The 16,825-nt window shown below is 39.7% G+C and carries 12 protein-coding genes; 2 read left to right on the top strand and 10 right to left on the bottom strand.

Annotated features, from left to right (window positions below):
* Positions 1-150 precede the first annotated feature (150 nt).
* The 3 genes from FJR05_RS19310 to hetZ all read right to left on the bottom strand — a co-directional run bounded on the left by FJR05_RS19310 (position 151) and on the right by hetZ (position 5,027).
* On the bottom strand, positions 151-2,487 hold the full coding sequence (locus FJR05_RS19310) for a DUF3488 and DUF4129 domain-containing transglutaminase family protein (protein WP_254446982.1): 2,337 nt from the start codon (positions 2,485-2,487) through the stop codon (positions 151-153).
* A 381-nt stretch (positions 2,488-2,868) separates the two neighbouring features.
* Positions 2,869-3,645, bottom strand: coding sequence for a PatU (locus tag FJR05_RS19305; RefSeq protein ID WP_371416915.1), 777 nt, complete (start codon positions 3,643-3,645; stop codon positions 2,869-2,871).
* 194 nt (positions 3,646-3,839) lie between these two features.
* Positions 3,840-5,027 (bottom strand): heterocyst differentiation protein HetZ, encoded by a 1,188-nt coding sequence (gene hetZ / locus FJR05_RS19300; protein ID WP_168645623.1) that lies wholly within the window; start codon positions 5,025-5,027, stop codon positions 3,840-3,842.
* 213 nt (positions 5,028-5,240) lie between these two features.
* Here hetZ and FJR05_RS19295 point away from each other — a divergent pair, with 213 nt between their 5' ends.
* The gene (locus tag FJR05_RS19295) at positions 5,241-5,714 is read left to right on the top strand and encodes a hypothetical protein (protein ID WP_168645638.1); all 474 of its coding nucleotides are present in this window, start codon (positions 5,241-5,243) and stop codon (positions 5,712-5,714) included.
* 186 nt (positions 5,715-5,900) lie between these two features.
* On the opposite strand, the gene sds is transcribed toward FJR05_RS19295, so the two are convergent.
* Positions 5,901-6,872 (bottom strand): solanesyl diphosphate synthase, encoded by a 972-nt coding sequence (gene sds / locus FJR05_RS19290; RefSeq protein ID WP_168645622.1) that lies wholly within the window; start codon positions 6,870-6,872, stop codon positions 5,901-5,903.
* A gap of 834 nt (positions 6,873-7,706) precedes the next feature.
* Between sds and FJR05_RS19285 the strand changes: the two genes are divergently transcribed.
* On the top strand, positions 7,707-7,904 hold the full coding sequence (locus FJR05_RS19285) for a hypothetical protein (RefSeq protein WP_168645637.1): 198 nt from the start codon (positions 7,707-7,709) through the stop codon (positions 7,902-7,904).
* Positions 7,905-7,999: 95 nt separating this feature from the next.
* On the opposite strand, the gene murI is transcribed toward FJR05_RS19285, so the two are convergent.
* From murI to FJR05_RS19255, 6 genes are all read right to left on the bottom strand, one after another.
* The gene (murI, locus tag FJR05_RS19280; protein WP_168645621.1) at positions 8,000-8,845 is read right to left on the bottom strand and encodes a glutamate racemase; all 846 of its coding nucleotides are present in this window, start codon (positions 8,843-8,845) and stop codon (positions 8,000-8,002) included.
* 125 nt (positions 8,846-8,970) lie between these two features.
* On the bottom strand, positions 8,971-10,818 hold the full coding sequence (locus FJR05_RS19275) for an N-acetylmuramoyl-L-alanine amidase (RefSeq protein WP_168645620.1): 1,848 nt from the start codon (positions 10,816-10,818) through the stop codon (positions 8,971-8,973).
* A gap of 241 nt (positions 10,819-11,059) precedes the next feature.
* Positions 11,060-12,904, bottom strand: coding sequence for an N-acetylmuramoyl-L-alanine amidase (locus FJR05_RS19270; protein WP_168645619.1), 1,845 nt, complete (start codon positions 12,902-12,904; stop codon positions 11,060-11,062).
* Positions 12,905-13,346: 442 nt separating this feature from the next.
* On the bottom strand, positions 13,347-14,759 hold the full coding sequence (locus FJR05_RS19265; protein ID WP_168645618.1) for a cation:proton antiporter: 1,413 nt from the start codon (positions 14,757-14,759) through the stop codon (positions 13,347-13,349).
* Positions 14,760-15,082: 323 nt separating this feature from the next.
* Positions 15,083-16,393 (bottom strand): amino acid permease, encoded by a 1,311-nt coding sequence (locus tag FJR05_RS19260; protein WP_174783780.1) that lies wholly within the window; start codon positions 16,391-16,393, stop codon positions 15,083-15,085.
* On the bottom strand, positions 16,386-16,811 hold the full coding sequence (locus FJR05_RS19255) for a hypothetical protein (protein ID WP_168645617.1): 426 nt from the start codon (positions 16,809-16,811) through the stop codon (positions 16,386-16,388). Before FJR05_RS19255 ends, FJR05_RS19260 begins: the two co-directional genes overlap by 8 nt.
* Between the last annotated feature and the right edge of the window lie 14 nt (positions 16,812-16,825).

Raw genomic sequence — 16,825 nt, 5'->3', positions numbered from 1 at the left:
TTATCCACAAAATCTCCTAAAAATATTCCTTACGATATATGCAAAATTAGATCCATGCAAGCTATTCACGGTTTCTTTTGAATTAAAAATAATACTGGCGAGATAGGATGTTTGCGTCTAGGAATGGGCATTGATGAATGCCCAAAGTTATTAAGAACTGCGATTTTTATCAACTTTCTTCAATGCTTGCCATCTTTGTTGTAACTGCTGCCAGTTGGGAGTATGTCCACCATAACGCCAACTCACATAAGCTTGACAGATTTCGTCTATTACTTCAGCTATTTCTGGAGAATGGTATTGGTATGATACCTGGGCATATTCCAGAGGTGTTTGACTAGGATGCTTGCTTAAACCTTTACGAGAAGTCCATTGTAGCATTTGTTGGTAAAGTCTTTCCATTGGCGGTAATTTCTTTAACCACTGGATGTTTAGCCACTTCCGCCATTGTCCCCAACCCAGCCAACCAAAGAAAGCCGTAATTGTGCCGATAATTAAACCAGTTAATATTCCTAACCAACCTTTAGTAAATAAAGCTAGAAACCAAGCTATTCCCCGGAATAACCAGCTAAATATCGTCCCAAACACAGTATTTAAAATAGCTGTAATGGGTGAAGGTAGCCAACCAGCTACCCAATTCCAAAATTGCCGGAGGACACTAAAAGTTTGAACTTCTTCTATGGAAGGGGGAATCAAAGGATGTCCAGGAATTGGATCAAAGGTAAACCAGCCATATTTGGGAAAATACACTTCTGTCATCGCATAGGCATCTGTATTGCGGACAACATACATCCCTGTAAACGGATTAAATTCTCCTGGGGCAAATCCCGCTACTAACCGGGCTGGAATACCTACGGAACGTAGCATCATCGTTAATACAGTGGAAAAATGGTCGGGATAACCACCTTTATTTTTGAATAAAAAGCTTTCTACTAAATCATCCTTTTCATCCAAATAAGGCAAGTCTAAGGGATTGGTAGGTAGTGTGTAATTTTGTTTGATATACTGAGCTAAGTAAAGAGCTTTTTCGTAAGCTGAATCTAGGCTTTTAGTTCCTGGAGAACGGGAAACCCGCTGTTGATCATAATTAGCTAGTGCTTCTTCAGTGCGTTTTCGGACTTTATCGGCAATTTTTGGCGGGATTTGCAGATAATACTGTTTAATATTGGCTGGGTATTTAGTGGAGGCTTTACCCAATAAAGTGCGATCGCGGTAAGGAACATCCGAAACCACCGTATATGTTAGCCCTTCTGACAACTGCACTGGCGCACGTAACCCATCTTCCTGATCAATGGCTATTGAGGGAGTGGGAAAATACAAATCTTTGGGATAGGACATCGCTGGAATCAGGTTAGGCAATTCTGACACCAAATTATAAGTTTGCACCACCTCTTTGGTGAGAGTCATGAATGGTGGAAGATCAATAGAAATCCGGGCAGTCCAAGGTGATTGTCTGAGTGTAGTAACTTGATCATTACGGGAAATCTTCCAACCTTTACCTGTGTAATTGTCAAAAGCTAGGACGCGCCAAAAACCTTCAGCTTGCGATCGCACCCGCATCACCACCTTGGGTTTCATCTCTCCCCGCAGATTTTGGTTCATCTCGCTATTGAAACCGTAGTAAAAATCATTATCTAATTTTCCTGGTTCACCAGCCTTTCCTGAACCTCCACCACTATCATTACCATTACCTTGACCATTACCCCTACCTTCACGGACATAACCGGGGTTAATAATACTCCGCCCTGTAAAATTGTCTGGGACCTTCAGCGGCGCACTTACAGGAAAAGACCGCAGTTGATAACCAGGAAACCGAGGTAAAATAGCAAAAATTCCCAGCCCCAACGCCACAATCAACAAAAAATTTAAAATTAGAAACTTAAAATTGAAATTAGAATTATTCTTTTTGGCAGATTTTTCCGAACTTGATGGCTTGAACCCTAGACGAGAACGGTAATCCAGCACTAAAGTCGGGAGAGCGATCGCCAAAAACAACAGCAGCACAGGTGCAAAAGCCATAGTTTGGCTCAAAGTTGCCGACACACCCACCAAAATCAACCCAATCACAATCGAATAGCCCAAATCCTTCCGCCGAGGCGTATCAAAGCTATGTAATACCTGCAATTGAATCAATAACTCCGCCAAACTCAGCCGAGTATCATTCCAATTACCAATAAACCGCCCAAAAAAAGCCCCCAAAGCCAACAACATCCCAATCGCAATACAAAACTGGATCGGAATATTAGAACTCCGGCGACGGTAATAACTCCACCACGTTCCCACCATAGTTAGTGGTACAGTCCACAGACTAAATTGAGTCTCACCAGCAATATCCGTAGCCACAATCCCCAAAATGACCAGTACCATCACTAGCACTCGCAAAGGAATCGAATCTTCTACTTCTTTGACCGGCGATTTTCCTCTAGTTTGTCGCCACTGATTACCTAACGGTAAACGCCAAAACCGATTCATCCTAGATAAATTAAACATTTTCAAATAAGCAAAGCTATGATGTAGACGCTGCGGATACTATACTAGGTAGAAAACTATCATCTCGTTTTCAACTTCCCCCCTATCCTAGCTTTAGACTCCCTGAGAGTACAAGTATCCCGCTCATAGCTAAGTTAATTAGATACGCCCTTAATAATTGATCTTATTGATTGCAAAGAGAACTAAATTTTCAAACCAGGAAATTAAGCAAGATCATAATACATCTGTTGCTATAGCAGTATGCACTTGAATGAGATACAGAATTTACAGTAAAAGCCATACGGTAAGATACTCTTAACTCCTGACTCCTGACTCCTGACTCCTGACTCCTGACTCCTGCTATATTGCTCCCATCTAACTCCTAGATATGGCAATATTACCTTAGATTTTCACCTGAATAGCCAACAATAAAGGCTGTTGATCCAATTCAGGAAACTCCACTGCCAAAGTATAAATTGGCTGATTTCTATCAATTTGTAACTCTATAACTGGTATTTCTGAAATCTCAGATTTCACAAATTCTTGAGTATCATTACCCCAGAGTTGTAAAATCCCCGGCGTAGGTAATTCACTCTGAACCGTTAACTTCGTAAATTTACCTAAATTCCGTAATTCTACTCGAATACTCAAAGTCCCCACCGTAGTCAGCCATTGTCTTTCTAGCAGTGGTTGAGTAAATGAAATTGGCAAAGTTAAATTTTCCAACAACTGCTTGGCTGCCATTAAAGACAAAGCCATTTGTTGACGTGGTAATAAATCAAAATAATCGCTCTCAACATCAGCCGTAGCTGTCAAAGTATCAGCAGAACGATAAGAGCTTCTCAGGACTAACCCAGCCAAATCATTAATAGCTTGAGCATCCGTAGGAAACATACTTTCTACCACCTGAACTAACTTAGCTCCCAGAGGTAAAGAAGATGTCAATAATACCTGACATTTTTCCAACAATTGCCAAAAAACTTTTTCAGGCAAAGGAATAGGCAGATTTAGCTTAGATTGGTGGACTCTCCACCCCCAAACAGGAACTAAACCCAGAGATTGTTCTTCTATACAGTCGGGATACTCCATTGATTGTGTTTCCCAGGGGAACAACGGCGGATTTTTTTCTACTTGGTCTTGTAAACGACGCTTAAGAATAGCTTGAAAACGTTCTTGCACAGTAGGAATTTCTCCCAATTGAAAGGTTTGGGGCTTTTCTTATCAATTTGAGTTCACCAATAATTTGGCTACCATCTTGAGATAAATATTTACCCCGTCAGTTTCCTCACATTATAACAAGCTATACCCGTAAGTGTTGAAGTTATAATTTTTCAATACCCAAGCAAGTTGATCATTTTGTGAAGATTCACAAGTCACCATTCATGGGTAGATGCACTAGATCCGGACACTAAAGAATTCCGAATTTCCCAAGCTTGTTCTAAAATCTTAAACCAACGTTTCTGTAATTGTGCCATTGACAAGCCCACAGTCTTAGATATTTGCTCATCAGGTTTCCCCTGCTGCTTCAAATCTAAGATAGACTTTTGTTTCTCATCTAGTTGTGCTAGGTAAGTTTCCCATTGAACTGGAGTTAAACCCAAATTAGTAGGCAAAGAAACTTCCAACCACTCATGAACCAATTCCCAACGATGTAAAAGAGCAAACCGAATTAAATGATATTTAAACCGTTGCTGTAAGTAATCACGCTGCCGAGATGTTAAACCTAAAATTGACTCAATCTCTGGTGCTGATAAATCCTGAAGACGCAAAGCAAAGTAATCAGCACAGTCAGATTGTTCTTTTTCTTCTAAATAGTCTATTAGTTCAGTAATCACAACCGAGCGCAGGGTATTTTCTTCTGGTTCAGGCTGCATGGCCATAGCCGAGCGCAATTGATGGATAGCTGGCTCTTCCCAAGAACCATCAAACTCACCACTACCACCTTCTGATGCCTGTTCTATATCTACACTTGTTTCTAGCGGCTGTTGTTTGGAAAAAGTTTGCGCCCGCAAAATAATTAGTTGTTGCTGCCTTCCAGGGAGGGGAATCCGACGTTTACCATATCGTTCGGTAAATGCCATGTATTCTCCCAATTCCAAAAGAGTCTGGGGGCGATAAGTAGGACCTAATTGGTTCTCCCTTCTAAAAGCATTTAAAGCCTCCAGATAAAAACTCTGGAGAAAATCTTCAATAATAGTCAATCGCCCTTGATAGCTTAATTGCTTGTGAGGGGGATTAATATAACGATAAACAATAGCACTCAGTGTGCTGTGTAATTCTACCCTTCCACGACTTGAACCTAACTGATAGTACCGAATACACTGTTGTAGACGATGTTTAGCTAGGCTCATGGCTGAACTTTCTACAGACCCGGAAGTTTGAATGCGTTTACTTTCATTACAAATCCGCAAGACTTCGTTAGTAATTCTCACCGACACATCGTGACAATTTTGCTCCGAAGCCTTAGTTGACTGTTGAAGTTCCCTAAATAGGAATTGAAAGATGACCTCCACGCTGATAGAAATTTTCCCCTGATTAGTTGCGATTGCTGTTGAATTCATAGTCCCAGTTCTCAAAAAGACCCTAACATACTTTGGACACGACTTGTTAGACTTTGGATAATAGTTTCATGGTTTTTGTGTACAAGTCAAACGCAAACCAATTTACAGTGAGGATATGTGGCACAAGCCGATTGAACTTGACAAATCCCAATTGGGTGGAATTTTTTCTTGCTCATGTTTTAGCCATTATCCAAAAGTCATTTACAACTCATGATGGATTTAGAAGCACAAATTCAATTGCTGATAGACAATGCACCCCAGGATGGCGTGACACCACAGATTATGGTATCAATCGCCCCTGTATTAATCGCCATTGCCCAAAAGTTAAACTACTACCAATACTTTATTCTCCAAAATTTTGAGCAAGATTGGGTTTTAACTACATTGAGCGATCGCGCAAATCCAGGAATAGAAAAGCAAGTTATTTACGCTTTCCCTACCATACAAGATGTTTCTCTAATCTCAGATGCTGGGCGTGACCCTCACTTGCTGCCAACCCTCATGGATGTTACTCAAATTTTATTCCAATTGGTAGCCCTGAAACCAGTACACAGCATAGTTTTTATAGAAACATCGGGAAATTTAACTAATACTGTAGAAGTACGACGTTCTGATCTGGAAAAGCTGATCCAGCAACAATTACAGCAACTTAAAACCCAAAAAACAGTTCCTCCCAATATTGCCTAACCAAACTTGGGATTTAGGAAATTTAATATCCACAATCCCAAATCTTAAATCGCCCTAAATTTTGCTTAGTAGTTGTAGGGTGCGTCAGACTGTATAAATCCTGCAAATAAACAGATTGTTGATATCTGACGCACCCTACCAATGTTCCAGTTGCGTAAGTCCTGCTTAAATCGCCTTAACTTTTTTTTAGTAGAGCCGACTTAGTACATAGTCGGTCAAATTCATCAGTGCTTCACGTGATGCTGATGGTTCTAAAACACCGATAGACTCGGTGGCTAACTTAGCATGGTGAGCAGCTAGTTCTCTAGCTCTTTGGATACCTCGACTATCATGGATTAGTGCCAGTGCTTGCTCTAAATCCCCTTCCTGGGCAAACTCTCGTTCAATCAGGACTTCTAAGTAGGGTTTTTCTTCTAAGGCAAATAAAACTGGTGCTGTCAGGTTGCCACTTTTGAGGTCAGAACCCGCTGGTTTACCCAGGGTGTCTGTTGAACTGGTGAAATCAAGAATATCATCTACTATTTGAAAGGAAAGACCTAAATGGCGACCATAACTGTACAAGTGTTCGGCAGTTTCTAGAGATGTTTCACTAATCAATCCAGCAGCTTTAGAACTGTTGGCAATTAATGAGGCTGTTTTGTAATAGCTTTTTTGCAGGTATGTTTCCGTAGAAAGACTGGCATCAAAGCGATTTAGCCCTTGTTGGATTTCTCCAGCGGCTAAATCCATAATTACTTCGGAAAGCAGTTTCACAACATCCAAATTATTTAGATTTGCTAAATACCAAGAGGATTGTGCAAAAAGGAAATCCCCTGCAAGTACAGCAATGCGATTACCAAACAAGCTGTGTACGGTCGGTACACCGCGCCGAACATTTGATTCATCTACTACATCATCATGTACTAAACTGGCTGTGTGAATCATTTCTGTAATTTCTGCCAGTCGTCGGTGACGCGTGGTAATATCTTCTTCGAGCATGGTTGCCCGAGATATAAGTAGCACTATTGCAGGTCTGATTCGCTTCCCCCCAGCACCGAATAAGTGTTCGGCTGCGGCATAGAGAATGGGGTGGCGATTTCCAACTAGCTGTTTAAGGTTATCTGCTAGTATTTGCAGGTCTGCTTCCACAGGGGTAAACAGGGAGGTGGCTGGGGTCATGGATGGGCGGACTCTGACTTAGGTTACGAAAGTTTACATATTCTTTAATTTTAAGATAACCCAGTGTCAGCGCAAAGTTTTCCTTCAGCAATATGATTTTTAATGTCTATTGCGTTATTCACACATTGGATTATGAATGTGTTACAACTAAAGATTATTTTAAGGTTTAATAGTTCTTGCTAAATTTGTTAATTAATAACTTGCGTAGTAACGAAAACTTTGATGTAAATAAAATAACACGCATTGATGGCAATTTCAAGTTGACGGTGAGCAAGAAAAAATTTTTAAATTTAGTCCAGAAATTAGCTTCAAATTCAGATTGGCTGTGTTAGGCTAATACCTAGAGATATTAAATTTTTCAGATTATTCACTTCCAAAGTAAAACCATCATTTGGTGATTTTACGTAATAGTGTCGTGAGTCTAAAATAACTCGTCGCCAAAGAGAAAGTAGGAATAATTCCTAAATTCCAGGCAATAACCATGCCTTTTGAGTTGAATTGTGCTTTTCCAGTTATGGAACTAACTCGACGTATTTAAAGCGCGTTGAGTATTAGCGTACATTTATTTAAATTGGTGTGAGGTCAATAACACAGGCTGGGTAGACTGCTGATGAACGCGGTTAGTGTTTGCTATGGAGCAAATTGGCTGCTGTCGGATGTATAGCCTGGGAATGTTGATACTAAAGAAAATAAATTGATTTACCAGAGAAAATTAGTTTTCGACTGGAAGTTTTGTATAGCTAACTACATTTATCAAGGGTGTGCTTGATTAATTGAGTTTTGCTAGTTTTGTATGCAATTTTATATTCCCTAGTAATTAAAGATGGTGGAACAATGATTTACAGAAATATGCCTATGATGATATTTATTTTAGCTGCTGGCTATTTGTTTAGTGTATATTTGTTATTAGCTTTAGCAAAGCGAGCAAGCAGGAAGAATATTTCTCGAAGCGGCTCTGATTCTATTCAGGACAAATATAAGCAGCAACGAGAATTAACTGCAAATGTAACTCAAGCTGTCAATAGTCAATGAAAGCAACTTGCATTGGTCATTGGTCATTGGTCATTGGTCATTAGTAAATTACCACTGACAATTGACAACTGACAACTGACCACTGACAACTGACTTTAAGAGAGGACGGTATCAGCAAAACATACTTGTTCTACCATTGGGGTATAGCCTAAGCATTGCAAGCTAGACTGGGTAAATTGCTGGGAAGAACCGCTGACAGCAAAGCGAGTAGGCATTGGTGGATGAGTATTCTTAATCCCTAGTATATCTAATTCTTGAGAGCAAGCGGCGGCTACATGAACTGCGGGGTCAATTAGCTTGACTTGGTGGGGAAGGAGCGATCGCAAGATGGGCGACAAAAGGGGATAATGGGTACAACCATAAACTAAAGTATCTATTTCTTTCTCAATCAAAGGTTCTAGATAAGTTTTGGCTATTTCCATAGTATAAGGATCGTGGATGCGATTTTGTTCAATTAGTGGCACAAATTCTGGGCAACTGACTTGCCAGACTTGGACATTGGATTGAATTTCTAAAATAGCTTGACGATAGGCATTGCTTTGAGCCGTAGCTGGAGTAGCAATCACACCAATCCGTTGTCCTTGTTGGACTGCCGCCCTTGCACCTGGGAGAATCACTCCTAAAATCGGGAAATTAAACTCTTGACGGACAATATCTAATGCCAAAGCCGAACTAGTGTTACAGGCCATAATTGCCATTTTCACCCGTTGCTGCTGCATCCAATGGAGGATTTCTCGGACAAATTGTAGTATTTCTGTTTGGGAACGAATACCATAGGGAAGACGGGCTGTGTCCCCCACATAAATAATGGATTCATTAGGAAGTTGCTGATAGATTTGTCGCAGTACGGTTAGTCCACCAACTCCACTGTCAAATACCCCAATCGGAGCGCGTTGAGGTTCTTGGGGGGAAAAAGTATCAAAAATAGAAGATGAATACACAGCAAATATTAATTTGGATTTTGAGATGTTAACTATAGAAGGGAATTGGGAATTAGGAATTGGGATAATTTTCTTTTTCCTCCTGACTCCTGACTCCTGACTCCTGACTCCTGACTCCTGCTACATTACCTTTGTTTTAAATAGTTCAGAATACCATTAGCTATGCCCTCAGCCATAAGACTTTGGTATTCTGGTGATCCTAAACGGGGATTATCTTCCCGACCGGTCATGTAGCCTGTTTCTACTAAAATAGCAGGCATAGTATTTTTTCTCAGCACATAAAATCTAGCTTTACGAGTACCTCGATTCTTGAGGGTACTAATATTTTGGAGAATGGCTTGCCGAACAGTATCTGCTAGAGCATAACCACTGTTGTAATAATAGACTTCTAAACCATTGACATCAGGGCGATTGCCTACAGCATTAGCGTGAATGCTGACAAATAAAGTTCCATTAACCCGCTTGGCTATATCCACCCGTCCTTTAAGTTCTACAAAGAAGTCAGCGTCTCGCGTGAGGACAACTTGGATACCATTTTCTTCTAAAATTCTCGCTAGTTTTGTACTAATGGGTAGAACAACATCCTTTTCTAGCAAACCACCGAGTCCAGGAGCGCCAGAATCTTTACCGCCATGTCCAGGATCAATCACTACTAAAACTCTGCCATTAGGAACTGGTTGACGGGGTTGAGGTCTTGTTTGCGGAGGTGGTGTACTAGAACCTGGAGGATCTTGTGATCCAGGAAATCCAGGTGGTGTAATTGGAGGGCGTTGAGTACGGAGACTAGTTTGTAATTGTAATGCTAATAATTGGGATGTGACTTGATTTAATACACCAAAGCTAACACCAGATGCAGGTTGAACAAGAATAATTACAGTATTGTCAGATTGGGGTTGAAGACGAACTCTCAGAATTGGGCTATTGTTAGTAAAAGCCGGACCCTTGACCTGATTAGCTAATTTAGCATTGGGAATAGTAATGCGAAATAGACCTGAGCTTCTATCCCAGCCGGTGGTGGCAGAGATGGTTTGATCTGCTCTAATTAGTAATTGTGTGCCATTGCCACCGAGTTCTACAGACTGAATAATTGCAGGGGAGTCACTCAGTGATGGTGCAGAGGATTGGTTATCATCAGGTAATTTAGCGAAACGATCTGGGATGACGACAAAACCACTGTTACCACTAGGTAATGCTTGCCAATTGCGACTGGTGTTGTCTAACTGTAAGGTCATGCGAACAGCAGATGGACTGCTGGATAGTTGGCTAAATTGGATACGACGGACTCCATAGCGATTAATTAAGAGATCCCGTTGTCTCATATTTGGTGATAGGGCTGCGCCAATGATATCAATATTGACAGAGCGATTATCTTGACTGCGATTGATTTGCAGTTGAGGATTGCCACCACTGGTGCTAATAAAAAAACCATCCCCTGTAACTCGCAATTTCTCAATTTGCACTAACCCTGGGGTGGTTTCTCGATTGGTGACTACGTTGTAAATACTTCTGGGGTCTAGTGTCGGTTCGGCTGATTTATCGGATGTTGTTGAAGGTAGTGATGGTTCTCCAGTTTGCCCAGAAGCAACTTCCGGTTGTGGTAATTCTACTATCCAACGTTTGCCACTGCTGGGAACGAATTTGACTTCCTTGGGGTTGAAGGTGTAACCAGGGGCTAGTTCGATAACTAAGCGTGTTGTTTGGTCATCAAATTGACCGACGCGAATAGTGCGGATTTTGCTGCCAATTTGTTGGGTTACGGACGGACGGCCAAGTTTTGTTCCTGGTAAGTCAATTACTAAGCGTGTGGGGTTAAAAATAAGTTGGGCTTGGGGTTGGATAGGGCTAGATGTGTTAATTTCTAAGTGATTTTGATTAGTATCAAACCGCCAAGATTCTAATTTCGCGGCAAAAGCGGGCGAAGATAGGATGAAGACCGTTCCAAAAGTGCTAGGTATTAACCAATGTAGTTTCACAATCCTTTCTCCTGATTCCTATTGATGAGATTTGTCAATATCTCGACTCATGGGCTAATCTTCAGACCATCACCGCTGTAAATTTAACTTTGTTCAAGTAAAAGATTTTGGTGTTGGTAGTAAGACACGGCTAATGGCGTAAAATTGTAGCATATGATCAGTTTAGTATTACCATTTGATCAGCAAATTCATTTTTCTAGCATTGGCAACAAATCAGACAAAAGGTGATAAAAGTTACTATTTATCTTGATTTTAAATACTGAAGTATGCCTTGGGCGATCGCATCGGCCATTTGATTTTGATAAGCTGAAGTCCTCAGTTTGGCAGCATCGTCTCTACCAGTTAAGAACCCGGTTTCTACTAAAATTGAGGGCATAGAAGTTTTGCGAAGAACATAAAATCTAGCTTTCCGCACTTTCCTGTCTCTGACATTAAGACTTTGCAGAATTTTACGGTGGACAATTTGAGCTAGTCTCAAACCACTATCGTAATGATAAGTCTCTAAACCACTAACTTCTGGACGACTTGCACCTGCCGAATTAGCGTGGATACTGACAAATACATCAGCATTAGCCCGTTGTGCCATTGTCACTCGTCCTGGTAGAGTGACAAAATAGTCAGAGTCTCGCGTCATAATTACTTGGATACCATTGCGTTCCAAAACTTCGGCAATTCTTTTACTAATTGGTAAAATAACATCCTTTTCCAGCACTCCACCGATACCAATTGCCCCTGAGTCTTTACCACCATGTCCGGGGTCAATTATAACTACTATTTTGCCTTTACGAAGGTCGCGCCTTGGGGTAATTCGTGATTGTCTGGGTTTGAGGTCAGGTAGTTGTTGTTTTGGTGGTAATAGGGGAGGTAAATTCATAGGTGGTCTAATCTGACGATATCGTTGCAGTTTTAGAGCTAGAAGTTTGTTTCCTACCTGATTGAGTACACCTAGTGTAACACCTGATGCAGGTTGAATTAAGATAACTACAGTATTGGGCGGTTGTGGTTGCAGACGGAGTTTAAGAATGGGACTATTAGCATCAAGATTAGGGCCTTTAACTTCGTTGGCTAATTTGGCATTGGGAATAGTGATACGGAACAAACCAGAACCTTTATCCCAATCGGTGGTAGCGGATATAACTTGGTCGGCTTTAATTAATAATTGTGTGCCATTGTCAGCAAGTTCTATAGATTCAATTGTCGCAATTGAGCCGTTATTGTTTCTGGTGGGGGGAAAATTCTCATTTTCACGGGCATTGATAATGCCTCTGGTGGGAAGGATGATTAAACCGCTGCTACTGGAGGTTACTCGCCAGTCAGGACTATTTGCTGCATCTACTTTTAACGTCATGCGGACAGATGTTGGTGTTGTTTGCAATTGGGTAAATCCAATATTGTCCACACCGTGTTTATTAACTGCTAAATTTCCTTGTGTTAAATTGGGTGATAAAGTTGCACTAAGAATGTCAATAAATACTGTGTTTTTATCCCGGCTTCTCGTAATTCTAGTTTGAGGATTACCGCCATTGGTGCGAATAAAAAATCCATCACCAGTAATTTGCAAATTTTCAAGTTGAGTTATGCCTCTATTACTGCTGACAATTTTAGTAATTGGTGAAAATTCAGGTTTCGGCTGGGAGTCTATGCCAACTAGATTGTAATTATTATTAGTGGTATTTGTAGCAGTGGAGTTAGCATCAAGTTCTAATTTTGGTAATTTTACTGTCCAGCGATTAGCACTTTTACCGACAAATTTTATTTGTTGAGGGTCTAGGGTATAACCAGGACTTATTTCTAAAACTATTCGGGTTGTTTGTTTATCAAATTGACCAATGCGAATTTCCCGAATTCCTCCACCTATTTGTTGAGTTAATTGGGAACGTCCAAATTTAACACCTGGTAAATCAATTACTAAGCGAGTGGGACTAAAAACTAATTTTGCTTGTGGTTTAACAGCACCATTTGTATTAATTTCTAAGAGATTTTGATTACGATCAAATCGCCAAGATTCTAATTTTGCTGCTAAAGTTGGCGATGACAGCATGAGTACAGTACCAAAGGTAGCAGGTATTAACCATTGTAGTTTCACGGTTTTTTCTCCTTGGCTAAATTAATAATTAATCATCAAATATTTACCGATATAAGCACATACAAAAAATACCCACCACTGTCAATCACTGACATAGTTTGGCGGGTGATTCTCCATAATTACTAAAAACATCTTCAATCTGTAAAAACCGTCCTGAAAAAAAGTAGGAATACAAAACATTATCAAGGCGAATAGAATGGGAAACACGGAAAGTTTTATAAAACCAAAAGAAACCCAAAAGTAAATTTAATTAAAGGTAGAAATAATAACCATTTTAAAAATTAGAGAGTTTCAGGATTACAGGAGACGGAGATTGGAAGAGAAAAGTTTCTTCCAACCTCCTTGTATAGTAACTGTAGAAACCACAGCAGAGAAAATTTTCAACTATCTTCTGTTATCTTATATGAGATTTACAAAAGAATTTGTGGTGACATTCAAATTACTAATCGTCTTTTGTGGTAATGACAGATTGTGGTGTTTCTACTGCTAATGTTGTGCCAGAGTTGTTGTCTAAATTTGTGGCGGTATTTGATTCTGGAAATACAAATCTCAACAGGGGAGGAGCGATGAATGTGGTAATAATAACCATCATAATAATTGCTGCTCCTAATGGTTTGGAAAGAACGCCACTAGCTGCACCGACACCAGCAAATACTAAGCCGACTTCACCTCTGGGAATCATCCCCACACCAATAGCCAAGCGGTTAATGCCCGGTTGACCAAATACTGTTAAGCCTGTCACTACTTTACCGATGATAGCGACTGTTATCAGGAAAGTTGCCATGATTAAGGCTTCTCGATTGGTGGGAAGGGCTGGGTTTAAAACTCCTAAATCAGTTTTTGCACCGACTGTGACGAAGAAAACGGGAACTAACATATCAGCTATAGGGATAACTTGCTTTTGAAGTTCTTTGCGTTTGTCGGTTTCTTCGAGAACTAACCCGGCGGCAAAAGCTCCAAGAATGGCTTCTAAATGGATGGCTGAGGCGAGGTAAGCCATGATTATGGCAAAAATGAAGGCGGGGATGACTAATTCACCTCTGGTTTTAAGTTGATCTGCGATCGCTACAAATGCTTTATTAAAGACATTACCAAAAACTATCGCCCCAATTAGAAAAGCGCTCGCACTAATGATTAGATAAATGACGTTACCAACATCCACTACACCATCTTTGGCTAAACTGGCAACTACCGCCAGGACGATAATTCCCAAAACATCATCAATAACCGCTGCACCGAGAATAATTTGCCCTTCTTTGGAGTTCAACTGTCCTAATTCGGAAAGCACTTTGGACGTAATTCCAATACTGGTTGCTGTCAAAGCTGCACCGGCGAAAATCGCGGGAATAGCACTAATCCCAAATATGGTCATTAATCCCACTGTACCCGCTGCAAAGGGGACTATTACCCCAACTGTAGCCACCACGAAGGCTTGAACACCAACAGCCATGAGGTCTTTGAGGTTGGATTCTAAGCCAATTTCAAACAGGAGGATAATTACACCCAATTCTGATAAAACTGAAACCACCTCGGACTGCGCTGCAAATACCTGGGGTGTGGCTTCTGGAGTCAACCCAGCGGTGAGTTGCAAGAAAGTCATGATTAAGGAATTAGAAGCGTCTGTACCACCTTCTGGAAATACTAACAGATGGAGTACAGAGACACCGATAACTACACCACCGAGAAGTTCACCTAAAACTGATGGTAAGCCCACTTTGTTACATAATTCTCCACCAACTTTGCTGGCAAAGTAAATTACGACTAAACTCAGTAGCACAGCGGCTAATACCATAGAACTGTCTGTGGTTTCTGTGGCTGTGGCTAATATGGGAACGGTTGCACTGATAAACGGCATTGGTTATCTGAATAACAATTTCTTTATTTTTACCTTTTTTTGACCTAATTACGATACAAGCAAACAAGGAATTTTTTTAGGCAAATTCGTAAATGATACCAATTTTAAATGATAATCATCAATACAAGCAAACAAGGAATTTTTTTAGGCAAATTCGTAAATGATACCAATTTTAAATGATAATCATCAATTTATATATCTTAGGGGGGACTGGATTAAACCAGAATAAATATTAAATATTAAATAGCCCGATTACCCTACCGGACTTTAGCTCCAAATCCTCTCTTGTCATTACCCGACAAGGGAGGTTTTATTCACAATTGTTAAAATTGATATATTACCAAAATTTGTCTACATATTAAAAATAATGCCCCAACCATAATAAATATTAATGTTATTTTTCCCCCAGGAACTAGGGTTTGATAGTTACCACTAGCAAATTCTGGTGTTTGACTTTGTTTCCAACTCATTAATGCTGGCATAATTCCTCCGAGAATAGAAACACTAAATGCTCCTGTGTATTCTAAAGCCTGGAAAAAGATAGTAGGATTAAATGTTCCTAAACTCAGAGGTGGAAGCAACACTAAGGAATAGAGCGGTAAACGGGAAATTTCACTTTTGGTAATGATGGAAATATCTTGAAAAAAATCTGCTAAACCATAGGTAATACCTATAAATGATGTGACAATTGCAAATTCAGAAAAAATTGATAATAAGACAGCAAACCATTCTCCTGATTGACCGGTTCGCAGAATTTGCAGTGGATCAAATACGCTCTCATTTGCGACATTATGGGATAAAATATCTGGAGTCATGCAGCCTAAAATAACCGCATTCCAAGCTAAAAACATGAATAAGGGAATTACTGAACCAATAATCATAGATTGTCGAATTTTAGGAATGTCTCCTTCGAGTTGAGTTACAACCAATGGAATGATGCTGTGAAAGAACATTGCTACATATATAATAGCAATAGCATTACCGATAGATTGCCAATTTTGTACTAGAAGTTGAGAGTTTTGGAATTGCATTCCTCCTAATATTAATAAACCAAAAAAAGTAATTAATAAAATAATAATAAATATGCCATTTATTTTTTCCACTAATCTATCTTTACCCCAATACATGAGGCTACCAAAAACGAGAAAAAAACTGACTGTTCCTACCCACTGAGGTGAAATATGTTCTAATTCCCAAACTTTATCAACTGTGGTTGTTAAAATTTTGCCACCTTCAGTCATATATGCCACTAACAGGGCATAATGGTTAAATACATAGGCAATTCCGGCAATTCTCGCTCCTGGTTTACCGAGAATCTTGGCTATGATTGCTAATAAACCTATATGAGAAATACCTTCAAATCTCATTACGTTTAAAGTCAATTCGGCAATTAATAAACCGGAAATTAAAGTATACAGCCATACAGTAATCAGTAGGATTGTGGATGGTATAATCCCAGATGGTAAAGTTACAGCAGGTAATCCAATAATCCCTGCACCAATGGTAGTTCCGACAATTAAAGCTGTATTTCCCAAAACACTACCGGGTTGATGTTGAAATTTATGATTATCAAATTTCAGATGAGAAAATAACCGCGTTACTGGTTGTTGCGCTAGTTGTTTTTGCTTATTCATTTTCTTCTTGATTTTGTTGAATATTATTTTGCCAAAAGTCCCAAAAACAAATCATAAAACCAATAACACAACTAGCTTTCCATAAAAATAACCACCAAGGTTTCCACCATGCGCCAGTTTGTACTTCGATAATATCAGAAATTCCAAAAACAAGAAAAATAAAGGCTACAATTTGATTTTTTCTTTTTGCAACTAATGTATGACTTTTATAGCTATAAACTAAAAACCCAATAGCAAATAGTCCCCATAATCCCGATTCTATATAATTTCCTTGACGATAAAGAGTTTCTAGTAATTGACTATTTTCCATTCCTCCAGATTGTTTTAACCAAATGCTAAAAACTAACATGGCTAAAAATAAACAATTTAATCTAATAATTGCACCTTTGGTAATTTTTAAAGGGGATGTTAATTTCATGATTACTAAAAATT

It is taken from the genome of Dolichospermum sp. UHCC 0259 (genome assembly GCF_009711935.1).
Classification (GTDB): domain Bacteria; phylum Cyanobacteriota; class Cyanobacteriia; order Cyanobacteriales; family Nostocaceae; genus Dolichospermum.
This window is presented reverse-complemented; position numbering and strand designations above follow the sequence as displayed.

Coding starts and splice junctions, on each gene's coding strand:
- FJR05_RS19310 (WP_254446982.1), bottom strand. CDS start 2,487: ATGTTTAATTTATCTAGGATGAATCGGTTTTGGCGTTTACCGTTAGGT.
- hetZ (WP_168645623.1), bottom strand. CDS start 5,027: ATGAATTCAACAGCAATCGCAACTAATCAGGGGAAAATTTCTATCAGC.
- FJR05_RS19295 (WP_168645638.1), top strand. CDS start 5,241: ATGGATTTAGAAGCACAAATTCAATTGCTGATAGACAATGCACCCCAG.
- sds (WP_168645622.1), bottom strand. CDS start 6,872: ATGACCCCAGCCACCTCCCTGTTTACCCCTGTGGAAGCAGACCTGCAA.
- FJR05_RS19285 (WP_168645637.1), top strand. CDS start 7,707: ATGATTTACAGAAATATGCCTATGATGATATTTATTTTAGCTGCTGGC.
- FJR05_RS19265 (WP_168645618.1), bottom strand. CDS start 14,759: ATGCCGTTTATCAGTGCAACCGTTCCCATATTAGCCACAGCCACAGAA.
- FJR05_RS19260 (WP_174783780.1), bottom strand. CDS start 16,393: ATGAATAAGCAAAAACAACTAGCGCAACAACCAGTAACGCGGTTATTT.
- FJR05_RS19255 (WP_168645617.1), bottom strand. CDS start 16,811: ATGAAATTAACATCCCCTTTAAAAATTACCAAAGGTGCAATTATTAGA.